Source organism: Collinsella sp. AF37-9 (assembly GCF_003475115.1).
GTDB lineage: Bacteria > Actinomycetota > Coriobacteriia > Coriobacteriales > Coriobacteriaceae > Collinsella.
Genome location: NZ_QROQ01000011.1, coordinates 36,686 through 57,987 on the forward strand (window position 1 = coordinate 36,686; position 21,302 = coordinate 57,987).

The following is a 21,302-nucleotide window of genomic DNA, read 5'->3' on the forward strand; positions in this document are numbered from 1 at the left end:
GCGTCGAGTGGTCCGCCGTTCGTTAGAACGGCGGAACCTAAGAGCGCAGCGTCGAGGGGTTCCGGCGTTTGGCAAAACGCCGGAACAATTAGTGCTCGATCCAGCAGCGCAGGGTTTCACCGGCCTGCAGGTGACGCAGATTCTCCGCGGCGATGTCGACCACGTTATTGAGCGTGGCCTCTAGGTGGAACCAGCCCGAGACGTGCGGCGTGATGAGCATGTTGGGCGCATCCCACAACGGGCTTGTCTCAGGCAGCGGCTCGGGGTCGGTGACGTCGACCGCGGCGCCGGCGAGATGTCCCGACTCCAGAGCGGCAACCAGGTCGTCGGCAACCACAAGATCGCCGCGGCCGCCGTTGGCAAAGAAGGCGCCCGGCTTCATCGCGGCGAAGAACTCGGCGTTCGCCAGACCGCGGGTCTCGGGTGTGCTGGGCATAAAGGATGCGACGATGTCAGCTTCGGCCAGGCGCTCGGGCAGGGCGTCCATGCCGTCCATGTCCTCAAACACAATGGGGTAGACGAGTGGATGGCGCTTGATGCCGCGGACGTGTGCACCCATGCTGCGGCAGAGCGTGGCAAAGTGGCCGCCGATATCGCCAGCGCCCAGCACTAGCACGTTGGCGTTTTTGAGCGAGGTGACCGGCCCCAAATCCTTCCAGCGATGCTCGCGCTGCAAGTCGTGATAGCCGGGCAGGCGCTTCATCATCGAAAGGACCATGGCAAACATGTGCTCGCTTACGGCCTGACCGTAGGCGCCGATCGAGCAAGACAGCTTGGCGTCAGCCGGCACGGTGCCAGCAGCAAGGTAGTCGTCATAGCCGGCGGTCTGCAATTGCAACAGCTGGAGATGCTCGCATGCCGTGAGCATGTCAGGGTCGATGTTGCCCAGGATCACGTCGGCATCGGCGACCTGCTCGCGCGTGATGGCGTCGGAGCTCGTGTAGATAAAGTCCTCGCCCGGAGCGCTCGACTCAAGAATTGCGCGATGGCGATCGTTGACGGGCAACAAAACCAGGATGTTCACAAGCAGTCCTCTCCGCTCAACCTACCAAAAAGGGACAGGTTTATTTTGGCAGGTTATATCAGGCAAAACGTTCAAACAAAAACGCCGGATGCAAGACGAGCGTGCCCGTCAGCATCCGGCGCATCCACGGCTACCAGCTCAGCAGTTCGTAACCGTCCTCGGTCACCACGAGCTGTACCTCGCACTGGGCCGAATCGCTGCCGTCCTTGGTGCGTACGCACCAGCCATCGCCCTTGCTAATCTTAATGTCGGGCGCTCCGGCGTTGACCATAGGCTCGATGGTAAAGACCATGCCCGGAGCCATGATGGTGTCTACATCGGGCGCCTCGGTGGTAAAGCCCACAAACGGGTCCTCGTGGAACTCCTTACCGATGCCGTGTCCGCCGTACTCGCGCACCACGCTAAAGCCGGCGTCCTCGACCGTCTTTTGCACGGCCTCGGCCATCACGGATAGCGGCAGCCACGGCTTGACGGCCGCCAGACCCGCCTCCACGCTGGCGCGGGTGACGTCGACCAGGCGCTGGCGCTCGGCTGAGACTTCGCCGATGCAGAACATACGGCTCGAGTCGCTAAAGTAGCCGTCCAAGATCGTGGAGCAGTCCACGTTGATGATGTCGCTCTCGTACAGCACGTCCGTATCGCAGGGGATACCGTGGCAGACCACGTCGTTGATCGAGGTGCACACGCTCTTGGGATAGCCCTCGTAGTTGAGGTCGGCCGGCGTGCCACCGTGCTCGACGGTGTAGTCGTAGATCATCTGGTCGATCTGGTTGGTGGTCATGCCCGCGGCGATGTGCTCGCCTACGTAGTCGAGCACGCCCACGTTGATAGCGGCGGAGCGCTTGATGCCCTCGATATCGGCGGGCGTCTTGTAGAGCGTGCGGGGCAGAACCTCCCAGCCCTCTTCCCACAAGCGCTCGAGGCGCTCATCAAAGGCGCTATGGCATTTCTTATATTTTTTGCCGCTGCCGCACCAGCAAGCGTCGTTGCGGCCAGGCACGGGTCCTTTGTCATACATGGCTAACTTCCTTTCATTCGCAGCTAGTATAGCCCACCCACGCGTCCATAAAAGTTGCGGTGATATAGTTCCGATTTAAGCGGTTTAACAGCACAAATAGGAACTATATCACCGCAACTGATGGAGCGGGATGACGGGCACTAGCTGCTGCGTGGTTTTGCTAGTAACTCACCTGGCAAGGAATGCCGAGGGCTTGGACGCGCGCGGCAATGGCGTCGAGCACCTCGGGCGCCGCTTTAGCAAGGCCGGCGACCGGTGTCTCGCGCGCCACCGTGTAGATGGTCGCTTCCTGCGGACGAATGCGCTCAAGCGCCGCGAGCCAAGGGGCAACGTACTCCTCGCCGGTGTTGTCGATGGGCCTGCCCTGATACTCGCCGGTCAAAAAGATCGTCTGGATAATAACGTGACCGTCAAAGCCCGCGAACGTCTCGATCTGGTGCTCGACGTCGTAGGGGCCGACAGGCTGGTCGAGCAGCTGGATAAACGCCGGGTCGACCGTATCGAGCTTAAGAATGTTGTCGTCGACCATCATGAGCGCATCGTGTACCTGGGGACGGTCGGCGCGTGTGCCGTTGGAGAGCACGGCAATCTTGGTGTTTGGGGCAAGCTCGTCGCGCAGCGCGACGGCACCGGCGATGGCCTGCGGAAACTCCGGCGCGGCGGTGGGCTCGCCGTTGCCGGCAAACGTGATCACATCGGGGAGCTCGCCCTCGGCTGCCATTTCGCGCAGCTTTGCCTCGAGTGCATCGAGCACCACGGCAGCCGTGTTATACGGCTCGTGGCAGGGGCGCTCGGCGTTGAGGCCGTTTTCGCAGTAAATGCAGTCGAACGTGCAGATTTTGCCGCTGGCCGGCATCATGTTGACGCCGAGCGAGAGACCAAGGCGACGGCTGCGAACGGGTCCAAAGATGGGGCTGGCATTCAAAAATGTAGACATAGGCATATGCTCCTCAAGACTATTGCGCCTAAGCATAGCATCGGCTCCAAAGCGAGGTGCGGGCTCTTGCTTTACAAGTTTCGTTTTTTCACGTCGCTCATGATGCCGTGCCATGAAAAGCCTCGGGTCGGGTACAGTTAATCTGTTAACAAGTCGTAAGGCAATGCGGGACCATTCAGCCGTACTGACGTGCAATTGGATGGGCATTGATGATGGGGGCACAACATGGATTTTACGGTCGAGAATGCGGGCACCACGATTGCCTGTCGCGAATATGCCGGCCCGGATGTGTCGCCTGATACTCCTGCCTTGGTGTGCGTGCACGGCGCTTGTGTTGACGGCACATTTTTCGACGGCATCGCTTGTGAGCTCAGCCGCAACTACCGCGTAATTGCCTACGACCGCCGCGGCTGTGGTGGCAGCAGCGAAGCGGCAGACGGCAGCTATGATCTTGCCGCTCAGGCCGCCGACCTGCAGGCCGTGATCGAACACGTTGGCGCTCCGACAAATGTGCTTGCGCACAGCGCCGGTACGTTGGTAGCGCTGGAGCTTCTTCGCACTGAACCCCATCTCGTCGCCCGTGCGATTCTGCATGAGCCGGCTGTGTCGGCCGAAGGCGTCGGCATGGGCGCAGCTCCGGTTTTGCTCGATATGATTGCGGCTGGAAAGGTTTCAAGGGCGCTCCGGCTTTTCTTGGGAGCCCTCGGCGACTTGGACCCCGAGGCTCCTGGAACGACCGAGGCAGAAGCCAAGCATGCCCTGCGCAACGGCCGCAGTTTCATGGCAAACGAATACGGGATTACTATGACCTGCGTTCCCGATTGGGATAGCGTTCGCGCGTCGAAAACGGTGGCCGCCGTGCTCCTAGGCGAGCTCTCGATTGGCACGCCCCGCGAGGCTGGCACGCGAGCGGCTGCCGAATATCTCGATTGCCCTCTCGTGACGATCCCGGGCGCGCATAACGGTCTGCGCGATCGCCCGGCAGCGGCTGCCCGGGCTGTCCGTGGCATCCTGGGGCTCTAGCATCCGCAATAGCCAAAGCAGGCTTCATCCGCAAACGTTTCGGCCGTATTAACAAACGTGCTCAAAACCTCGCGTCTGCGGCTTCAATCGCGCCGTCTGCCAACTCATAAGAATGTGGCAGCATTCACGTACTTACCTGCATCGACAAGGTGTTACCCTTGTAAGATTTGGAACCCACCGCTCCATGCGAAACTATCGAAAGGGCCCCATATGCTCAATACTCACGAGGTCAATCTAACCGACGAGGAGGCTGCCGTCGAGGTCGCCCGCGTCGCGAAGACCTACCCCGTGGTGCGTTTACTGTCGGCCGATCAGATTAAGAGTGAGCCTAACTGCTTGCTCGCCGGCGATCGCTGCCCTTGTCTGCGTCAGTCGAGTCTTGAGGCTTTGGCAGACTCCGATGAGGTGTCGGAGCAACTGCTCAATGATGGCACTGAGTACCGCGCCCGTCTACGCCCTCTGAAGGTCGAGGGCGAGCCTCACGTCTTGCTGATGGTGCGTCCGATTGATGAGCAAGAGGCCGCGGAAGAGGACCTTGTCTACACCGACGTGCTGACGAGCGTGCGCAATCGCCGATATTACGAGGAAAAGCTTCGCAGCGCCCGCATGAATGCCGGCGTTGCGATGATCGACGTTGATGATTTTAGGGCCTTCAACGATACGTGTGGCCGTCATGCCGGCGACCTTGCGCTCGGTGCTGTGGCGACAGCCATACGCAGCGGAATCCGTTCGACTGACGAGCTTGTGCGCTATGGCTGCGACAAGTTTGTGGTTGTCATGCCCAATATTCCCTCCGATGACTTCACCCGTCGCCTGCATCAGGTGTCCGATGCCGTTCATTCCACGATTATTCCGGGCCATGAGTACGTGAGCTTGACGGCATGTGTTGGTGGCGTTCGCATTCATGGCGAGACGGTCGATGAGGGCGTTGGCCGCGCTGCTCAGTTACTGAGCCGCGCTAAGGCAAAAGCCGGTACGGTCGTGACCGATGCCGATTCCATCGAGGCCTTCCAAAGCGAAAAGCCTTTGGTGCTTATCGCCGATGACTCCGAGATGAACCGAGCCATTCTCAGCGAGATGCTCAAGGACGAGCATTGCATCCTCGAGGCCGATAACGGTCGTGCGGCGCTCGACATGGTCGACCGCTATGGCGATGAGTTGTCGCTCGTGCTGCTGGACATTGTGATGCCGGGCATAAGCGGCTTTGAGGTGCTGGCCGATCTGTCGCGCCGATCGGGTATCGATAATCTGCCTGTCATCATGATTTCGAGCGAAGATTCCGATGATGCGGTTCTGCGCGCGTACGAGCTGGGCGCCTCAGACTATATCAACCGCCCGCTTGACTCCCGTGTCGTGCGCCGCCGCGTAAGCAACACCATCCGCCTGTACGCCAAACAGCGCCGCCTGACGAACCTGCTGTCCCAACAGTACAACGAGCGCGTCAAGAACAGTCGCATGCTCATCGACATCATGGCCGGCGTCATGGAGCTTCGCAACGGCGAGAGCGGTAGGCACGTTACGAACATCGAAAAGCTGACCGAGCTGCTGCTTGGCTATCTGGTCCAGCGTAGCGGCACGATCTCCCTCGACAATGAGGAACGCTCCACGATCGCCCTGGCTTCGGCGCTGCACGATATCGGCAAGATGTCGATTGACGATGCGATCCTCAACAAGCCCGGGCGCCTCACGCCCGAGGAATTCGAGATTATGAAGACGCATACCACGATTGGCGCCAACATGCTGCTCGAGCTGGGCAGCCATCACGCCGGCAATGCGCTTATGGAATATGCGTACCAGATTGCGCGTTGGCATCACGAGCGCTGGGACGGCAAGGGTTATCCCGATGGCCTTAAGGGCGACGAAATTCCCATCGCCGCGCAGGTGGTTTCGGTGGCTGACGTGTACGATGCACTGACGAGCGTGCGCGTGTACAAGGACGCTATCCCGCACGAGGAGGCGATCCAGATGATCCTGGACGGTAAGTGCGGCACCTTTAACCCGCTGCTGCTCGATTGCCTGCTCGAGGTGCAAGACCAAATTGCCGAGACGTTGGCACGCCCCGCCGACGTCGTCGCGTTTCCCACGATTTAGTTTGACCAAAGGAGTTTTTAATCCATGATTTCCATGCGTGAGGCGTATGAGAAGATCGGCGCTAATTATGACGACGCGTGCGCTCGGCTGATGGGCGGGGAAATGCTTGCCCGCTTTGCCCTCAAGTTTTTGGATGACGAGAGCATGGACAAGCTGGAGGCTGCCATGGCGGCAGGAGACGCCGAGAGTGCGTTTATGGCAGCGCACACGCTCAAGGGCGTGAGCCAGAACCTGGGATTCGATAATCTGTACGAGCCGGCGGTCGTGGTAACCGAAGCGCTGCGCGGCGCTGATGCCGTTGACGGCGCCCGCGAGGGGATGCATGCGTTGCAGCAGCAATATGCGGCTACGATGTCGGCTCTGCGCGAGGCGGCCGAGTAAGAGGCTGTGAGCCTTGATGACTATGAGCGTGGATAATCTCCCGTTTTAGGCCCGGTGGCGGCCTCAAAGTGGGAGATTATCCACGCTCGTTCGATACGTGTCCAAAAATCCACGCTCACCTCTTCTGATTAGTGAATTGCCTATGCACACTGTCGGGGCTTTCCGCATGCAATCCATATCGTTGTTCGATAAACTGTTCGAATAACGATAGAGTCGATGAGGGTGAGTGTATGTCCAACAGCGTTCAGCGTATGGCCAAGGCGGGCGAAAATATCAGGAAGCTCGGTTTTTGCATGGCAGCCGTTTTTGCAGGGATGCTCGTCGCTTTTGCCGCGTTGGTTGTTTACGTGATCTGGTATGCGGTTGCAAACGTTGCTTCTGTCGATTCTTTCGGTGTCGTGACGCTTCTCGATGGCGGGTGCATCGTTATCCCAAGCGGACTGTGCATGGCGCTTGTTATGGGTATTTCGCTTGTCGTTCTGTGCGGGATCAGCCGTAACATCTCGCGAGGCGTCTCGCCCTTTACCAAGACGCATGTGCGGCTTATCCGTGTTCTCGCGCTTGCCTTTGCTGTTAACGCCGCGGTTTCGCTTGTTGGTGCCTATGGATCGGTCAATCTCACCATTGGCGGACTGGAGCTTTACATCGTGCCTCATTCCTTCGTTATTGAGATTTGCCAAGGCGCTACCTTTGATGCGGGGTCGTTTATCGGCGCAGTTGTCTGTTTATTTATCTCGGCGATCTGGAGTTATGCCTCGCTGCTCCAAGAGCAGTCTGACGAGCTTGTGTAGGAGGAAACATGAGCTATCTCATCATCGAGCTTGAGACGCAGCTGCTTAAGACCGGAAAGACCAGTGCTGATCTGATTCGGGCGACGGGGCATACTCCGGCTAATATTTCAAAGCTTAGAAACGGAAAGATAAAAGCTATTCGCCTAAAGACGCTCCTCGATATCTGTGATGAGCTTGATTGTCAACCGGGAGATATTATTCAGCGCGTGAGTGAGAAAGAGCTTGAGGAGCTTATTGTTGAGCGTGCAAAAAACGTTGTGAGGCAGATGCGGGACGGCGGAGGCAATGAGGCGTCGCTTCCGACATCAGTCTTTGCTGTCGATTTGAGCGACGAGTAGCTTAAGGCGAACAACTAAAACGAAATATCAGCGTGAAGGGACCCGTGTCTAACGCGGGTTCTTTCTTTTAGATTATCTTGACAAATATGAGTTATCGAAAAACAATAACAACTATGGAAAACGATAAAGTAAAGAAGGAACGATATGAGCGGTTTTGCTATCAAGCGGAACGGGAGGCCAATGAACGCATCGACGATAAGGCTATCAAGGGTGTCAAAGCGCTATGGGAGGCGCCGCGTTTTGCATGACGTTTCCTTCGAGGTGGATCAGTCTGAGCTTTGCGCCCTTGTTGGTGCAAACGGGGCGGGCAAAAGCACGCTTATTAAAATAGTGCTGGGCCTCTGTGAGCCATCGTCGGGGAGCGTGGAGCTCTTTGGAGGCAAGTCGAAAAAAGAGCTGAGCTTGATGCGGACGCGTGTCGGCTATGTGCCAGATTCCTGCGGAGCATACCAATCTCTCAGTGCGGCTGAGAATCTTCGGATCCGATGTGCGGAATGGGGGCTCGATGAGAAACGTGAGGTTCCTCGCGTCTTGGGCCTAGTCGGGCTGGACATCGATGAGAAAAAGAGCGTAGGCAGTTTTTCTCTGGGAATGAAACGGCGGCTGGATATAGCTACAGCTTTGTTGGGTGACACTGATCTGCTTATTTTTGATGAGCCAGCAAACGGGTTGGACCCGCTGGGCATTGAGAGCATATGGACCCTTATCGGCCGATTGAATCGGGAGCAGGGCAAAACCATGCTTATCTCTAGCCACGACTTGGATGAGCTGGCATCGGTTGCAACAAGCTGCCTGTTTCTTCATGACGGTGAACTGCTAAAAAAGGAATCGATGGATGTCATAAGGGATGAGGCGTCGTCCCTAAAAGAGTGTTACAGGCGCTTGATGAAGGCGGTCTCGCTATGAAGCGGGCGATCCATCCCATAAAGGCAGATATGATGCGTTTGCACAGGATATTTCCGGCGAAGTTTGGTCTTGCGCTTATGCTGGCGTTCGGCCTTCTCTTCGGCATCTTTCTAAAAAACGGAACAACGTTGCTCACCTTTGGCTATGGCGTTTGTGGGGAGGATATTGGTTTCCTCTGGAATGCAATCGATCCTTCTGCGCCTGATGAGTCCCTTGCGCGCAGCGCTTTTGCCGGTACATCCCTGTTCGTTCCACTCATCGTTTGTTTGGTGCTTTTACAGGAGCATGGCTATAAAGAGGGGCACCGAATTTCTTCGGCAAGAGGTCTCAACCGCTTTTATGGGGCTCTGGCCCATGCATTTTCGTCTGCTTTAATAATTGGCGCAGCGTATAGCGCGCTTTGCCTTCTTCTTTTTGCAATAGCCATAATACGTGGAGGGCATAACTACTCGCACAACATACTAACTGTATTTTTGCCTGCAATGATAGTCAACGCCGTATTGGTGATATCGGTTGCGCTGGAGACGGTGACCATCTATCGGATAACGGGCAGCGCTGTATTGAGCGGGGCTGTGGTAATAATCGGATTTGTCATGAGCTTGACGCTCTACGGAACTTACCTTCAGACGCCCATACCGTCCTTGCGATGGATTTTCTTTCTTCCGGGGCCGTACCTTGGAGTCGGATGTGCCCTTGGGTATAGCGATATGGGGCAGCTGACGCTTCTGGGATATGGCGTGGCAGCCAGCTGTCTATCGGTATTGATTTACGCTCTCTTGAGCTTTCGCGCTGGGGGTGTGCTCAATGGCTCGTCAGATTAAAAGACTTCTCCAGTCAGAATTGAAGCATGTGAGCAAATGGGCGTACGCCTTAATCCTGGTAATTTATGCGTACATGGTGATATTGCAGCTTAATTCTTTCCCGATGTGGTTCTGTAGCCTCCGTGAGAACAGTTTCTTGGGTTTTTTCCCAGACCCGACGCTTCGGCTATCGGCGGAGGATGTCCTTCTATTTGGCAATGCAGAGGTTTTTCGCGGTCTGCTGTTCAACGTAGCCCCGTTGGCCCATGCATTGTTCTTTCCGTTCATCGCGGCTTGCATTGTGCCGCGCTTTGTCAGTTCGGGCTTTGTCGAGGAACCGTGGGGGCTGTCGGAGGCTCGGGGAGGGAAGCGTGTGTGCGCTATCGTTGCGCGAGCGGTGCTATCTTCTTTTGCCCTTTTGGGCGCGTTTGTCCTGTCGAGTGTCGTTTTGTACTGTCTTAACTGCGCAATCGTTTCGGATGCTCAGCAGTATTTCAACCTGCATGTATTTTGCTATCGACTTGTTCTTGCTGCCGCTGCCTGCCTTGCATACGTGGTTTCTTGCGTAATCGTTGTTTCCTATTTTGGGTCCGGCTTCGGTCCGATTGGCATGCTGTTGCTTGTCAACGTCGTAGCGATCTACATACAGATCGGGGCCAATTCCATGCTTCCGCTTCCAGCCTCGATGCTCATGTGGATTTGCGGCGTGACCCCGTTGGGGAATGGTCAATGCATCTCGATTTTAATTGACTGCCTCATAAACGTAGCAAGCGTTTTTATCATTTGCTTTACTGTCGACCGATTGCGGTCGAGATTTCTCTGATTGTTTGTGAGGGATAATCATACCGAGCATATCAAATACAGGGGGGGGGCGGGCACCGTAGCTGGTGTCCGCCCCTCCTGGCTTAGGAGGCTTTAACTTGTGTAACTTGCGAGCTAACGGGCCTGCTTAACCTTTGCCGCTGCCTCGACAAACGACTTCCACAGGTTAAAATCGGTTTCGAGGGTCTTCCAAGTGTACTCAGGGTGCCATTGCACGCCCAGGCAGAACGGCTGGCCTTCGACTTCGATGCACTCGGGAACGCCATCGGTCGCTTGGGCGACCAAGCGCGTACGCTTGCCCAGACGATCGACGCAGCAGTGGTGTGCGGAGTTGGTCTGGATAAGCTTGGCGCCGCCAACCGCGCGGTCGAGCAGCGAGCCCGGCACGACCTCGACGGGATGCACGGGGTCGTTGAGCACGTGGGTGTGGCGCCACTGCGTGCGGCCCTCGCGCGCACCTAGGCTCGGCACGTCCATGCACAGGGTGCCGCCGGTGGCGACGTTGAGCAGCTGCGTGCCGCGGCAGGTGGTAAAGAGCGGCTTCTTGGCGCGAAGCACCTCGCCGACCAGCTTAAACTCAAAGCTATCGCGGATCTCGCAGCAGAGGGTGGGGTCGTAGGGTCGATCATCGCCCCAACGTTTGGGATTGACGTCCGGGCCGCCGGGAATAGCGATACCGTCGGCGATTTCCACGTAATGACGAATAACATCGACGTCTTCGGTAATGGACATCTGCAACGGCAGGCCGCCGGCGGCAAGAATGGCGTCGACAAAGACACTTGCGATTTCCTCGTTGGGGGAGAGCGTCTCGCTCAAATAGGGCTTCGCTTCTTCCCAGCGTGGTGCTACCAGGATAAGCGGGCGGTCGGCGGGATCGACGTCGACGTGCGGGGTGTAGGACGATGAGGTGCGGGTTCCGATCATGGGTGCGGCTTTCGAATCCGGGTGGACATGGCACAGGGGCGGTGCGGGACAAACGTTACTGATGAATTTACCCGCGTGGCAATGGGGTTAGTGGCCCTTGATGGAGTTGAGGAAGTCCTGGGCGCGCTTGGTCTGGGGGTGGTCGAAGAACTCGTCGGGCGTGCCGGTTTCCACGATCTGGCCGTCGGCCATAAACACGACACGGTCGGCCACGCGGCGGGCGAAGTTCATCTCGTGCGTAATGACGATCATCGTCATGCCCTGCTGGGCCAGACGGACCATGACCTCGAGTACTTCGTTGATCATCTCGGGGTCAAGGGCGCTCGTGGGCTCGTCAAAAAGCATAGCCTTGGGCTGCATGGCGAGTGAACGGGCGATGGCTACGCGCTGTTGCTGGCCGCCCGAGAGCTGTGCGGGCACCTTATCGGCCTGCTCGGCAACGCCCACGCGGCCCAGCAGGTCCATGGCGCGCTCGCGGGCCTCATCCTTGGAGACGCCCAGCACATCGACCGGTCCCAGCATGACGTTCTGCAGTACCGTCATATGTGCGAACAGGTTGAACTGCTGAAACACCATGCCCAGCTCAGCGCGCATGCGGGCAAGATCCTTGCCTTCCTGCGGCAGGGGCTCGCCCTCGATGAGGATTTCGCCCGAGTCGATGGTTTCCAGGCGGTTGATGGTGCGGCACATGGTCGACTTGCCCGAGCCCGAGGGGCCAATCACAACGACGACCTCGCCGCGGTCGACCGACAGATTGATGTCGTTGAGGACGTGTAGATCGCCATAGTGCTTATCGACGTGTCTGAGCTCGATCAGCGGCTGATTGCCGGTGGAAGAGGTGCTCTGTGCCATGGTGCTCGGCTCCTTATGACTCGAAATGGTAAAGCGTTAGCGGATGATGGTCGCGCCGGTCTTGTGCGAAACGTAGACAGCGGCCTTGTTAATTGCGACGTTGATGAGGATGTAGATGACCGCAATTACCAGGTAGACCGACACGAGGGCGTCGTAGTTGGTAATGAGCACGCGGGCATTTTGCATGAGGTCGGGGTAGCTCACCACATAGGCGACGGTGGTGTCTTTGACTACGACCACAAGCTGCGAAATCAACGACGGAATGATAAACCGAATGGCTTGCGGTAACACGATTTTAAAGGTGATTTTAGCTTTGGAGAGACCGAGCGCCTGGGCGGCCTCGACCTGGCCGCGCGGCACGGCGTTGACGCCGGCACGGAAGATCTCGGCAAGTACGCCAGCTGCAGCGAGCGCGACGGGAAGCGTGAGCATCCAAAACGACGGCAGCGCAATCTTGTACTGGGGCAGCACCAAAAAGAAGAAGTAGATGAACAGAAGACTCGGCACGCCGCGGAAGAAATCGGTGAGCACGCGGCAGACCAGCTGCAGCGGCTTAATATCGCTGGTGCGGCCGAGCATAAGGGCCAAGCCCAGCACCAGCGCGATGGCGCCAGCGGTGAGTGCGACTTTAACGGTGCCCTCAAAGCCGGCAAGCAGGAACTTCCAGGTGGTGAGGTGCGTAAAGAAATACCAATAGTGGACCGAAAGCTGGCCGGTCACATAAAAGCGCTGCAGTACCAGGACGGCGAGCGCGGCGACGGCAACAAGTGAGATGGCGGTGCCGATGCGAATCTTGGTGCGCATCTTGGGGCCGGGAGCCTCGTAGAGCGCATCGCGCATGGTGAGCGCAGAAGAGGAGTGCTTGCTCATCGGAGGATCCTCACCTTCTTATCGATGTAGTTGCCAATGTGGCTCACCACAAAGGCCGTGCCCAGGTAGCCGAGTGCCGAGATAAAGAACGCGGCGACGCCTCCGAGCGAGCGCGTGTTGATGTAGCTCACCACGCCGGTGAGCTCCTGCGGTTTAAGCGGCACCTGGCTGCCGAGCGCGGTGGTGAGCATGACGGCGATAAAGAGGTTAGTCATGGGCAGCACGCTTGAGCGCAGTGCCTGCGGAATCACGATCTTGGCGAGGATACGATTGAAGCTCATGCCGAGCGAACGTGCGGCTTCGACCTGACCGACGCCAACGGTGTTGATGCCACTCATAAAGTTCTCGGAGCCAAAGGCAGAACCCAAAAGTACTGTGGCGAGGATAACGCAGGTGCGGTAGGGCAGGACGACCTTGAGCGGCGGCAGTGCGTAGACGACGATGATGAGCAGCGCGATGCCGGGGATGTTACGGAAGACCTGGACATACAGGTCGCCAAAGACGCGCAGCGGCTTGAGCGGCGACACGCGCATCACGGTGACGGCGACGGCCAGCACCATGGCGATGGCAAACGACTCAAGCGTCATGCCCCAGGTTGCTAGCAGCGCGTCGATATAGTTCTGGCCATAGAGCGACCAGAGCTCGGAGAGACTCATGCGGACCTCCTGCCGGTAAGGAAAGGGGCTTCCGTATGTACGGAAGCCCCGACAACTCTGTGAGGAAACAGTTTACCGCAATAAAGCGCATCGTGCGTTTCCATATGGTTTCGTTGCGGCCGTTACCAGGCTTGCTGCCTAGGCGCCGATCTCGGGCAGCTCGGGAACATTGGTGTCGCCCGTGCGGTCGCCGATGCAGATCTGCCACAGCTCGGTCCAGGTGCCGTCGTCCTCGATCTTCTTAAGGAAGTCGTTGACAAAGGCGACGCCGTCGGAATCGAGCGGCAGGCCGATGCCATAGGGTTCCTTGCTGCCGAAGGGCTTGCCGGCGATCTTGTACTTACCGGGCTCGCGGACCAGGGCGCTCTGCTGCATGTTGTTATCGATGACATAGGCGTCAACGCGGCCCTGCTGGAGTGCCTGGCGGGCCTCCTCGTCGGTCTTGAACTCCTGCTGGCTGGCCTTGGGGGCGAACTCCTCCAGGATGGCGGGGCCGTTGGAGCCGGACTGGACGGCAACGTTCTTGTCGGCCAGGTCGTCGACGCTCTTGATGTCGTCGTTATCGGCGAGCACCAGGATAGCCTGCTGGGTGTAGTAGTAGGGGCCGGCGAAGGAGACGAGCTTCTTGCGCTCGTCAGTGATGGTGTAGGTGGCAAAGACGGCGTCGACCTGGCCGTTCTGCAGGACGGACTCGCGCGTGTCCGAGGTCACCTGGGTGATCTCGACCTTGTTCTCGCCCAGAATGTAGTTGGACAGAAGCTGCGCGATGCCGGCGTCGAAGCCGCGGGTCTGACCATCCTTCTCGTTGAGGAGGGAGAAGAGCGTGGAGGTCTGAACGCCACCGATCTTAAAGACGCCGGCGTCCTTGACGGCCGTCGCCCAGGCGCTGGCGGCGATGGCGTCGTCATCGGCCTTGGGGCCGTTGTCGACGAGCTTGTCGAATGCCTTGGCGTCGAGCGTGGTGGAAGCCTCGGTATCTTCGGAGCTCTTGGAGGAGCCGGCGGCGGAACCCTTGTCAGCCTCGGCGCTGGTGTCAGAGCAGCCGGCAAGACCAAGGCCGGCGACGGTTGCGAAGGTGGCGGCGACGAAGCCGCGGCGGTCGAGAACGACCTGCTGGGAGAGGTTCTTGCTCATGGTAGAACACCTTTCTCAATAAAATCCCTAGCGGTTGAGTAGAGTTATACCCTATCCCACTCAAATGGGTCAACACGAAATAACTCAGAAACATACTTACCTTATGGGTTATTCTACCTACCAAAAAGGGACAGGCACCTTTGTGGTGGTTCTGGCCGATGCAGCGGCATGCCTTGCTGTTTTGTCTCGATCTGTAACATCTGCAGCCATTTTTGCCGAGTAACTGTTACAGATTGAGATTTTCTCTTCAGGGGGATTCGAATGTCTCGATCTGTAACAGTTAGACGGACAAAAGCTCCCTTTCTGTTACAGATTGAGATAAAGGTTTGGGACTAAGACGTCTTATCTAGATCTGTAACAGTTAGACGGGAATTCGGGCCCTAGATGTTACAGATTGAGATAATCGCGCCGCGAAAATAAAAACCTCCGCAGGGATGCTTCCCTTGCGGAGGCTTTCTTACTCGTTGAGTAGTCTCACGGCTTCGGCGGCCATGGTCTCGACCGTCATGCCGTTCTGAGCGAGCAGCTCGTTGGGGTCGTAGCGGTCGGGGAAGCCCTTGGCGATGCCGAAGGTGCGCGTGCGCACGGGCGTGCAGGCCAGGTAACACGCCACACGCTCGCCCCAACCGCCGTCCAAGACGCCGTCCTCGAGGGTGACGACAACGCGATGCTCGGCGGCAAGGCTGTCGAGGAACTCGCGGTCGAGTTCGGTTGCGAAGCGCGGGTTGACGAGCGTGGCCTCGATGCCGTACTCGGCAGTCAGACGGTTTGCCACGCGCTCGCCCAGCTCAAAGAAATCGCCAAGCGCGAGCACGGCAACGTCGCGGCCCTGGCGCACGACGTTGTAGCGAGCGACGCCGTAATCGTCGCCCTCGGCAGGCGCCAGATCGGGGCGGCTTACCAGGCCAATGCCCGGCACACGGATCGCCACAGGATGCTCGCGGTGGTCGAGCGACCAGCTCAGCATGGACAGATATTCCTCCATGCAGGCCGGCGCCAAGTAGCGCATGTTGGGAAGACCGCCCAGCATGGAAATATCAAAGAACGAAAGGTGCGTCTCGGATGTGGTGCCAAAGATCGACGCGCCAAACACCAGGATGGTTGCGGGGACATCGTTGAGGCACAGGTCGTGCCACAGCTCGTCGTAGGCGCGCTGCAAAAACGTGCCGTACACACCAAAGACTGGCTTGGCACCCGAGCGCGCAAGCGCGGTGGCAAAGGTCACGGCGTGCTCCTCGGCAATGCCCACATCGACGAACTGTTTGCCGGCGGCGGCGCGAAGCTCGGGTGTAAAGCCCATGATGTAGGGCGTGGCGGCCGTGATGCCCACGACCTGCGGATCGTGCTCGATGACGGCGCTGAGCGCCTCGCCCGTAATGTCGGCATAGGTGCGCGGCGCAGGCTCGCTCGGATGGCCCGGGCAGAGCTTGCGCCCAGTCGCCATGTCAAACGGACCCACATGATGCCAGCGCTCGGGGTCGCTCTGGGCTGGCTCAAAGCCCTTGCCCTTTGCGGTGGAGACGTGCAGCACGATGGGATGATCGATATCGCGCAGCTCCTGCAGCGTGTCGACCAGGGCCAACACATCGTTGCCGGTGTCCAGATAGCAGTAGTCGAGCCCCATCGCGCGGAAAACGTTGCGCTCACAGGTGCCGTTGCTGGCGCGTAGCTCGGCCAGATTGCGATACAGGCCACCGTGGTTTTCGGCGATGGACTGGTCGTTATCGTTGACGATGATGATCAGGTTGCTGTCGAGCTCGGCGGCATTGTTAAAGCCCTCAAACGCCAGACCGCCCGAAAGCGAACCGTCGCCAATGATGGTGATGACGTTGTACGCATCGCCCGCCAGGTCACGAGCGTGCGCCAAGCCGCAGCCCAGGCTCACCGACGTGGAGGTGTGGCCCATGGCGAACAGGTCGTGCTCGGACTCGTCAGGATTGGCAAAACCAGAGGCCTCGCCGTAGCGTGCCGGGTCGATATAAGTGTACGCGCGCCCAGTCAGCGCCTTGTGGGCGTAGGTCTGGTGCGAAACATCAAAGACAATCTTGTCGATGGGGGAGTTAAACACGCGATGGAGCGCAACCGTAAGCTCAACGACGCCCAGGTTGGGGGCAACGTGCCCGCCGACGGCGGCGGAGCTTTCGAGGATGGCGTGGCGGATCTCGCCGCAGAGCAGCGGAAGCTCGGCGCGATCGAGAGCCTTGACGTCCTCGGGCGTTGTCGTTTGCGTAAGCAGCATCGTTGTGGGTTACTCCATGCGAATCGTGCGCCGGCACTCCCTCGGCCGGCACAATTGCACAAGACAGTCTCGCACATTTTGGCGTTTGATATGTGACGGCGGCGCGGTAATTCGCCAACTGGTGGGGCAAAACGTTTTGTCCGATGCCATACTGGTAAATTCGATGATGATTTTATTCATTGCGCGCAGGCCGCGGCTTGCCGCCGAGCGCCGCCGGAAGGAGGCCGCATGTCCGATACCGTTCGTGCCGAGAAAATCGCGCGCGAGGTCGACGATGCCGCCCGTCAGCTTGCCCAGGCGGGCCGCTTGGACCTGATGCATGAGTTTATCCAACATGGCGATGTGACGGTCTATACGCATGTGACCTCGGTAGCGCGGGCAAGTCTGTCCTTTGCCGAGCGCCTGGGCCGCGTCGGTATCTCCGTCGACCGCTTATCGCTGCTGCGCGGGGCCCTGCTGCACGATTACTTTCTCTATGACTGGCACGATCCCGACCCAAGCCATCGACTGCATGGCTTTCGTCACCCGTTTTTTGCCTTGGCGCGTGCGGAGGAAGATTTTGAGCTGACGCCGCGCGAGCGGAATATTATCGTACGGCATATGTTTCCGCTGGTACCGGTGCCGCCGACGTGTCGTGAGGCATGGATTGTGTGCCTGGCGGATAAATGGTGCGCACTGCGCGAGACGATTGCCGGCCGTCTGCCGCGCAAAGGCGGCGCGAACGATTTGAACGAGGGCCCGAGTGACGGCTCGAGCAAAGAATCGAACGAAAAGAGGAGTGGGTAGACGGTGGGAACCGCGATCGACATGGCATTTGACGGCGCGACGCTTGCCGCCTGTCCGCTCTCGGCGCTGGTACTCTCGTTTGCCTTCTACGGTTTTTGCGGCTGGGTATGGGAGTCGACAGTCTGCGCCATGCTCAACCACGGACGCTTTGCCAACAGCGGCTTTTTGCTAGGGCCGTGTTGTCCCATCTACGGTGCGGGCGGCATTGCGTGCTGGTTGCTGCTGCGTGGAATCCCAGACGCCTCGAGCCAGTTTGTCGCTGCCGCGCTCGTATGCAGCGTGATCGAATATAGCGTGGGCGTGCTGTTGGAAAAAACGACGGGTGCCCGGTTTTGGGATTACTCGCATCTGCCGTTTAACCTGCACGGACGCATCTGCCTGTACTGGGCCTGCGCGTTTGGCTTGGGTGCGTTGTGTATTTGCCGTTTAGTGGAGCCGGCATTGCTGGGGCTGCTTGGCCATCTGCCGGTGCTAATCGTGCGCTTGGCCGCCTTTATCGTCGCGGTCGCGATGATGGTCGATGCGGTGTGCTCGTTGGCGAGCTGGCGGCGTCTGTCCGATCAGCTTGAGCGTGTGCGTGCCGACCTTGCCGACCGCATCAATGAGTCGCTTGCCGACGCCTCCGACTCTATGCTCGAACGTATTCCCGATTCGGCGATTGACTCGGTGGCGCAGACGCATATCCGCGGTCGCGCCGTTAACGCTTGGCTGGCCGAGCTGGGCGACGCGGCGCTCGATGCCCTGCGCGAGAAGACTTCGATGCCGACGTTTATCTCGGATGGTGCTCGCGGCCTGGCGCTCGCTGCCCGCCGCGTGGCCGATGCCGCGCCGAGTATGCCGCGTCCGTCGCTCGGTCGTCGCCTTGCCGGCAAGCGCATGAGCCGCCCGGTACCGAGCGTGTCACTCAGCCGCCGCGACCTACGCTTCTTTAACGCCTTCCCGCGTCTGCGCATCAATCGTTACGAGGGTGTCATTCGAGCTACCGACCTCCGCGACCGAGCCCGCGAGCTGTTCCGGCGCTAGCTGGGACGGGCGCGCTCACGGCTCCCTTGCTTGCGTATTTCCCGTTGGTTTCGCGTCCGTTGCCGCTCCGTTTCCAAGATTACGGCACCGTTGGAGATGGCACGATCTGGGTCGAGCCGGTCGAAGAAGTCATCCGCATCCGCACCGGCGAGCACGGCCCCGCCGCGGTGTAGGACAATCTTTCGCCTGACGGGCGTGCCTCTCTTGGGGCACGCCCGTTCTCGTCTACAATATCGTGCAGACGAAGGAGAGGCACGCTCATGATCAAGATGTTCGCGAGTGATTTAGACGGAACGCTGCTGAACGCACTGCATGAGGCGGATGGGACCATCCGCCGTGCCATCCGCGAGCTGACCGGGGCTGGCTTGCATGTGGTTCCCGCGACTGGACGCTCGACGTTGCCGATCGGCGAGCATGGCTTTACGGGCCTGGCGCTTGACGCCTGCTGCTCCAATGGGTCCATCGTGCGCGACAGCCATGGTGAGGTGCTCAAGACCTGGACCATCGATCCGCAAGTCACTGAGGAACTGCTCAAGGCGTTTCCGGACATTTGCTTTGATTGCTCCACGCCCGATGGCATGTACTCGAGCGGTTCGTTCGAGATGCATCAGGCGGGCTTTAAAAAAGACAGTCCTATCAAGCGCATCGTGATGCGTGGCATGCGTGCGCGTGGCGGGTATCACGAGGAACAGTATTTCGACCAGTCGATTGGTGACATCCTGCGCCACGATGTGTGCAAGATCAACTGCCGTGTGACCTCGCCCGAGTTGGAGCGTGACCTTAAGGCATATCTTGCCGAGCGCTCGGACCATGTGGTCAACGCGCCGTTCGATCCGGTGATGTTCGAGATCACGGACGTGGCATGCAACAAGGGCGAGAGCGTGGCCTGGCTGGCGGGCTACTACGGTATTGCCGAGGACGAGGTCGCGGTCTATGGAGACGGCGGCAACGACATCGCCATGCTCAAGCGTTTCCGCCACAGCTACGCGACCAAAAACGGCAGCGATGCAGCCAAGGTCGCCGCGAGCGCAACTATCGGCAGCTGCATGGTCCACGCCGTCCCCAAACACATGCTCGCCACCATGCGCACGCAGAACTCCCGCACCATCATCGAATAATGTGACAAAGGGACTGTCCCTTTGTCACATGGGAGATACCGGCTTTTGGCGTATAGGACTATTACGCTTTCGCCACCAACAAATTTCGAGTTATTCGGCCTGTCGGAGGACGTTAAATGGCTAAAGATGCCCTCTCGGGAACATTCATGCCTCTAATGGTGTTTGATTCGGTGACGTAAGTGCGCAAATGGGCATGTATACGCTCAAATAAGGACAAAAACCCTCAGATAATCCCGGCGGTGCATTTATACAGAACCAGTAGCGTGGCCGAATAACTCGAAAAATGTAGGTGGCAGTTCGGCGACAAGCTCGGGTATGGCAAAGGAACTGTTCCTTCGCCATACCCGAGCTCCGATCTTCTGAAATACGAACAAACATTCGCATATCTAACTGCGCTTTGATAGAATCGGTATCGTTGACGGCAGTTCCATGTGCCGGGCAGCGCCCTCCATCTGATGGGAGGTGATGCCCATGACCGATTTGATTGATTTCGTGAAGCTCCTGACCGCTTTGGTCTCGCTCCTCACGACGCTTATCGGACTTTCCGAGGCACTCAAGCAACGTTCGAAGCAACGTAAGAGGGGTCGCCGCCGTTAAGACGTTGACCCCCTAAAACAAGCAACGGCGCTGCCCAGCTTTCCAGAACTTGGGCTGCCGTCGACACTATTCTACCCACGAATGACATTTTGGACAATCGACAATGCCGCTTCTAAAAGCTGAGCGCAACCTAATGTGACAAAGGGACTGTCCCTTTGTCACAACCCAAATATTGCCTTTACGTGTTGATGCACACGGTGTGCAATAATACTCGCACTGTGCAATAGCGCACAGGCTGAGTAACAAGGAGGACGCTTGTCCCAGCTCGAGAAATGCGATCGCCGGTCCCTTCGCTCGCAGCGTGCCCTTCGCCAGGCACTTGCCAGCGAGCTTGCCGAAAGCGGCGACCTTTCGCGCATTAATGTCGCGTCGCTCACCGAGCGTGCTGGCCTTACGCGCCGCACGTTCTATTCGCACTATCGCGATATTCCCGACTTTATCAATCAAATCGAGGACGGCTTGCTGGCCGAGATCCGTGAGCGCATTGAGCTCATCACCGCAGCTCAGCTGCCCGATCTCTATCACAACATCGATGAGCTCGAGCCGGCGCCCGGTTCGGTTGAGCTGCTGCGTTATCTTGCGGCCAACCGCGACTTAATCGGTGCGCTGCTGGGTCCGGGCGGCGACCAGGCCTTCATTAAAAGGATTATCGACACCGCGCGTGAGGCTGTGGTGCCGCGTGCGCAGACGGGCATTTTGGGCCTGGCGCTGGGCACGTTCTTTGACTACTACGTCACCTACGTCGTGAGCGCCGAGGTCGGCATGATTCAGCGCTGGTTTGAGCGTGGGCTCACCGAATCGCCCGAGGCCATGGCGCGCATTATGACGGTGCTCGCTTTTGTGCGCCCCGGCGACCTGTATGGCCAACCCATCGATATCAACGTGCCGGAATACGGCATGAAGCTATTGAACTTGCAGCTCGAGGACACGGTCGACACCGCCGCAACCGTCGAGTCCAACAACTAAGAGGAG

The 21,302-nt window shown here is 58.6% G+C and carries 23 protein-coding genes; 14 read left to right on the forward strand and 9 right to left on the reverse strand.

All coding sequences use genetic code 11. The features are described 5' to 3' along the window. Positions 1–88: 88 nt before the first annotated feature. From DW024_RS04880 to DW024_RS04890, 3 genes are all read right to left on the reverse strand, one after another. Complete coding sequence (locus DW024_RS04880; protein ID WP_118377100.1) at positions 89–1,024, reverse strand: D-2-hydroxyacid dehydrogenase; 936 nt, start codon at positions 1,022–1,024, stop codon at positions 89–91. 130 nt (positions 1,025–1,154) lie between these two features. Next, the gene (gene map / locus DW024_RS04885; protein WP_118377101.1) at positions 1,155–2,042 is read right to left on the reverse strand and encodes a type I methionyl aminopeptidase; all 888 of its coding nucleotides are present in this window, start codon (positions 2,040–2,042) and stop codon (positions 1,155–1,157) included. Positions 2,043–2,202: 160 nt separating this feature from the next. Beyond that, complete coding sequence (locus DW024_RS04890) at positions 2,203–2,979, reverse strand: radical SAM protein (protein WP_118377102.1); 777 nt, start codon at positions 2,977–2,979, stop codon at positions 2,203–2,205. A gap of 225 nt (positions 2,980–3,204) precedes the next feature. On the opposite strand from DW024_RS04890, the gene DW024_RS04895 reads away from it, so the two are divergent. From DW024_RS04895 to DW024_RS04930, 8 genes are all read left to right on the forward strand, one after another. Then, the gene (locus DW024_RS04895) at positions 3,205–4,002 is read left to right on the forward strand and encodes an alpha/beta fold hydrolase (RefSeq protein WP_117563848.1); all 798 of its coding nucleotides are present in this window, start codon (positions 3,205–3,207) and stop codon (positions 4,000–4,002) included. Between the two features lie 210 nt (positions 4,003–4,212). Beyond that, positions 4,213–6,093 (forward strand): diguanylate cyclase, encoded by a 1,881-nt coding sequence (locus DW024_RS04900; protein ID WP_118377103.1) that lies wholly within the window; start codon positions 4,213–4,215, stop codon positions 6,091–6,093. 24 nt (positions 6,094–6,117) lie between these two features. Further along, a complete protein-coding gene (locus DW024_RS04905; RefSeq protein ID WP_117584145.1) occupies positions 6,118–6,474 on the forward strand; it encodes an Hpt domain-containing protein in 357 nt (118 codons plus the stop codon). Between the two features lie 251 nt (positions 6,475–6,725). Further along, the gene (locus DW024_RS04910) at positions 6,726–7,265 is read left to right on the forward strand and encodes a hypothetical protein (RefSeq protein WP_147327752.1); all 540 of its coding nucleotides are present in this window, start codon (positions 6,726–6,728) and stop codon (positions 7,263–7,265) included. Between the two features lie 8 nt (positions 7,266–7,273). Further along, positions 7,274–7,603, forward strand: a complete 330-nt coding sequence (locus DW024_RS04915) for a helix-turn-helix transcriptional regulator (protein WP_089572320.1) — start codon at positions 7,274–7,276, stop codon at positions 7,601–7,603. A 144-nt stretch (positions 7,604–7,747) separates the two neighbouring features. After that, positions 7,748–8,509 carry an ABC transporter ATP-binding protein gene (locus DW024_RS04920; RefSeq protein WP_118377104.1) on the forward strand — a complete coding sequence of 254 codons (762 nt, stop codon included), beginning with the start codon at positions 7,748–7,750 and terminating at the stop codon, positions 8,507–8,509. Beyond that, on the forward strand, positions 8,506–9,330 hold the full coding sequence (locus tag DW024_RS04925; RefSeq protein ID WP_118377105.1) for a hypothetical protein: 825 nt from the start codon (positions 8,506–8,508) through the stop codon (positions 9,328–9,330). The genes DW024_RS04920 and DW024_RS04925 overlap by 4 nt, the downstream gene beginning before the upstream one ends. Then, entirely contained in the window at positions 9,314–10,132 is an 819-nt protein-coding gene (locus DW024_RS04930) for a hypothetical protein (protein WP_118377106.1), read from the forward strand. Before DW024_RS04925 ends, DW024_RS04930 begins: the two co-directional genes overlap by 17 nt. Before the next feature lie 113 nt (positions 10,133–10,245). Here the strand turns inward: DW024_RS04930 and DW024_RS04935 are convergent, their stop codons facing one another. From DW024_RS04935 to DW024_RS04960, 6 genes are all read right to left on the reverse strand, one after another. Beyond that, positions 10,246–11,055 carry a gamma-glutamyl-gamma-aminobutyrate hydrolase family protein gene (locus DW024_RS04935; protein ID WP_118377107.1) on the reverse strand — a complete coding sequence of 270 codons (810 nt, stop codon included), beginning with the start codon at positions 11,053–11,055 and terminating at the stop codon, positions 10,246–10,248. Positions 11,056–11,142: 87 nt separating this feature from the next. After that, positions 11,143–11,907 (reverse strand): amino acid ABC transporter ATP-binding protein, encoded by a 765-nt coding sequence (locus tag DW024_RS04940; protein ID WP_022094659.1) that lies wholly within the window; start codon positions 11,905–11,907, stop codon positions 11,143–11,145. Positions 11,908–11,943: 36 nt separating this feature from the next. Next, on the reverse strand, positions 11,944–12,777 hold the full coding sequence (locus tag DW024_RS04945) for an amino acid ABC transporter permease (RefSeq protein ID WP_118377108.1): 834 nt from the start codon (positions 12,775–12,777) through the stop codon (positions 11,944–11,946). Next, positions 12,774–13,433, reverse strand: coding sequence for an amino acid ABC transporter permease (locus tag DW024_RS04950; protein WP_118377109.1), 660 nt, complete (start codon positions 13,431–13,433; stop codon positions 12,774–12,776). The genes DW024_RS04945 and DW024_RS04950 overlap by 4 nt, the downstream gene beginning before the upstream one ends. A 138-nt stretch (positions 13,434–13,571) precedes the next feature. Next, complete coding sequence (locus DW024_RS04955) at positions 13,572–14,567, reverse strand: glutamate ABC transporter substrate-binding protein (protein ID WP_118094724.1); 996 nt, start codon at positions 14,565–14,567, stop codon at positions 13,572–13,574. Positions 14,568–15,024: 457 nt separating this feature from the next. Further along, positions 15,025–16,806 carry a 1-deoxy-D-xylulose-5-phosphate synthase gene (locus tag DW024_RS04960; protein ID WP_117778608.1) on the reverse strand — a complete coding sequence of 594 codons (1,782 nt, stop codon included), beginning with the start codon at positions 16,804–16,806 and terminating at the stop codon, positions 15,025–15,027. A gap of 228 nt (positions 16,807–17,034) precedes the next feature. Between DW024_RS04960 and DW024_RS04965 the strand changes: the two genes are divergently transcribed. The 6 genes from DW024_RS04965 (at position 17,035) to DW024_RS04985 (ending at position 21,296) form a co-directional block, all read left to right on the forward strand. After that, positions 17,035–17,592: an HD domain-containing protein gene (locus DW024_RS04965; RefSeq protein WP_117584135.1), complete on the forward strand. Its 558-nt coding sequence runs from the start codon at positions 17,035–17,037 to the stop codon at positions 17,590–17,592. 3 nt (positions 17,593–17,595) lie between these two features. Further along, complete coding sequence (locus DW024_RS04970) at positions 17,596–18,615, forward strand: putative ABC transporter permease (RefSeq protein WP_233502699.1); 1,020 nt, start codon at positions 17,596–17,598, stop codon at positions 18,613–18,615. Positions 18,616–18,674: 59 nt separating this feature from the next. Then, a complete protein-coding gene (locus DW024_RS04975) occupies positions 18,675–18,788 on the forward strand; it encodes a P-II family nitrogen regulator (RefSeq protein ID WP_233539702.1) in 114 nt (37 codons plus the stop codon). Positions 18,789–18,875: 87 nt separating this feature from the next. After that, positions 18,876–19,733 (forward strand): HAD-IIB family hydrolase, encoded by an 858-nt coding sequence (locus tag DW024_RS04980; RefSeq protein ID WP_118094721.1) that lies wholly within the window; start codon positions 18,876–18,878, stop codon positions 19,731–19,733. Positions 19,734–20,204: 471 nt separating this feature from the next. Continuing rightward, positions 20,205–20,330, forward strand: coding sequence for a hypothetical protein (locus DW024_RS10375; protein ID WP_255413239.1), 126 nt, complete (start codon positions 20,205–20,207; stop codon positions 20,328–20,330). Positions 20,331–20,585: 255 nt separating this feature from the next. Then, complete coding sequence (locus DW024_RS04985; RefSeq protein WP_117716946.1) at positions 20,586–21,296, forward strand: TetR/AcrR family transcriptional regulator; 711 nt, start codon at positions 20,586–20,588, stop codon at positions 21,294–21,296. The last annotated feature ends 6 nt before the right edge of the window (positions 21,297–21,302 follow it).

What these genes read in the sequence shown, in the direction of transcription:
- DW024_RS04915 (WP_089572320.1), top strand. Translation starts at nt 7,274, where the DNA reads ATGAGCTATCTCATCATCGAGCTTGAGACGCAGCTGCTTAAGACCGGA.
- DW024_RS04900 (WP_118377103.1), top strand. Translation starts at nt 4,213, where the DNA reads ATGCTCAATACTCACGAGGTCAATCTAACCGACGAGGAGGCTGCCGTC.
- DW024_RS04980 (WP_118094721.1), top strand. Translation starts at nt 18,876, where the DNA reads ATGATCAAGATGTTCGCGAGTGATTTAGACGGAACGCTGCTGAACGCA.
- DW024_RS10375 (WP_255413239.1), top strand. Translation starts at nt 20,205, where the DNA reads ATGACCGATTTGATTGATTTCGTGAAGCTCCTGACCGCTTTGGTCTCG.
- map (WP_118377101.1), bottom strand. Translation starts at nt 2,042, where the DNA reads ATGTATGACAAAGGACCCGTGCCTGGCCGCAACGACGCTTGCTGGTGC.
- DW024_RS04965 (WP_117584135.1), top strand. Translation starts at nt 17,035, where the DNA reads ATGTCCGATACCGTTCGTGCCGAGAAAATCGCGCGCGAGGTCGACGAT.
- DW024_RS04890 (WP_118377102.1), bottom strand. Translation starts at nt 2,979, where the DNA reads ATGTCTACATTTTTGAATGCCAGCCCCATCTTTGGACCCGTTCGCAGC.
- DW024_RS04940 (WP_022094659.1), bottom strand. Translation starts at nt 11,907, where the DNA reads ATGGCACAGAGCACCTCTTCCACCGGCAATCAGCCGCTGATCGAGCTC.
- DW024_RS04930 (WP_118377106.1), top strand. Translation starts at nt 9,314, where the DNA reads ATGGCTCGTCAGATTAAAAGACTTCTCCAGTCAGAATTGAAGCATGTG.
- DW024_RS04955 (WP_118094724.1), bottom strand. Translation starts at nt 14,567, where the DNA reads ATGAGCAAGAACCTCTCCCAGCAGGTCGTTCTCGACCGCCGCGGCTTC.
- DW024_RS04920 (WP_118377104.1), top strand. Translation starts at nt 7,748, where the DNA reads ATGAGCGGTTTTGCTATCAAGCGGAACGGGAGGCCAATGAACGCATCG.
- DW024_RS04925 (WP_118377105.1), top strand. Translation starts at nt 8,506, where the DNA reads ATGAAGCGGGCGATCCATCCCATAAAGGCAGATATGATGCGTTTGCAC.
- DW024_RS04945 (WP_118377108.1), bottom strand. Translation starts at nt 12,777, where the DNA reads ATGAGCAAGCACTCCTCTTCTGCGCTCACCATGCGCGATGCGCTCTAC.
- DW024_RS04895 (WP_117563848.1), top strand. Translation starts at nt 3,205, where the DNA reads ATGGATTTTACGGTCGAGAATGCGGGCACCACGATTGCCTGTCGCGAA.
- DW024_RS04905 (WP_117584145.1), top strand. Translation starts at nt 6,118, where the DNA reads ATGATTTCCATGCGTGAGGCGTATGAGAAGATCGGCGCTAATTATGAC.
- DW024_RS04935 (WP_118377107.1), bottom strand. Translation starts at nt 11,055, where the DNA reads ATGATCGGAACCCGCACCTCATCGTCCTACACCCCGCACGTCGACGTC.
- DW024_RS04960 (WP_117778608.1), bottom strand. Translation starts at nt 16,806, where the DNA reads ATGCTGCTTACGCAAACGACAACGCCCGAGGACGTCAAGGCTCTCGAT.
- DW024_RS04910 (WP_147327752.1), top strand. Translation starts at nt 6,726, where the DNA reads ATGGCCAAGGCGGGCGAAAATATCAGGAAGCTCGGTTTTTGCATGGCA.
- DW024_RS04950 (WP_118377109.1), bottom strand. Translation starts at nt 13,433, where the DNA reads ATGAGTCTCTCCGAGCTCTGGTCGCTCTATGGCCAGAACTATATCGAC.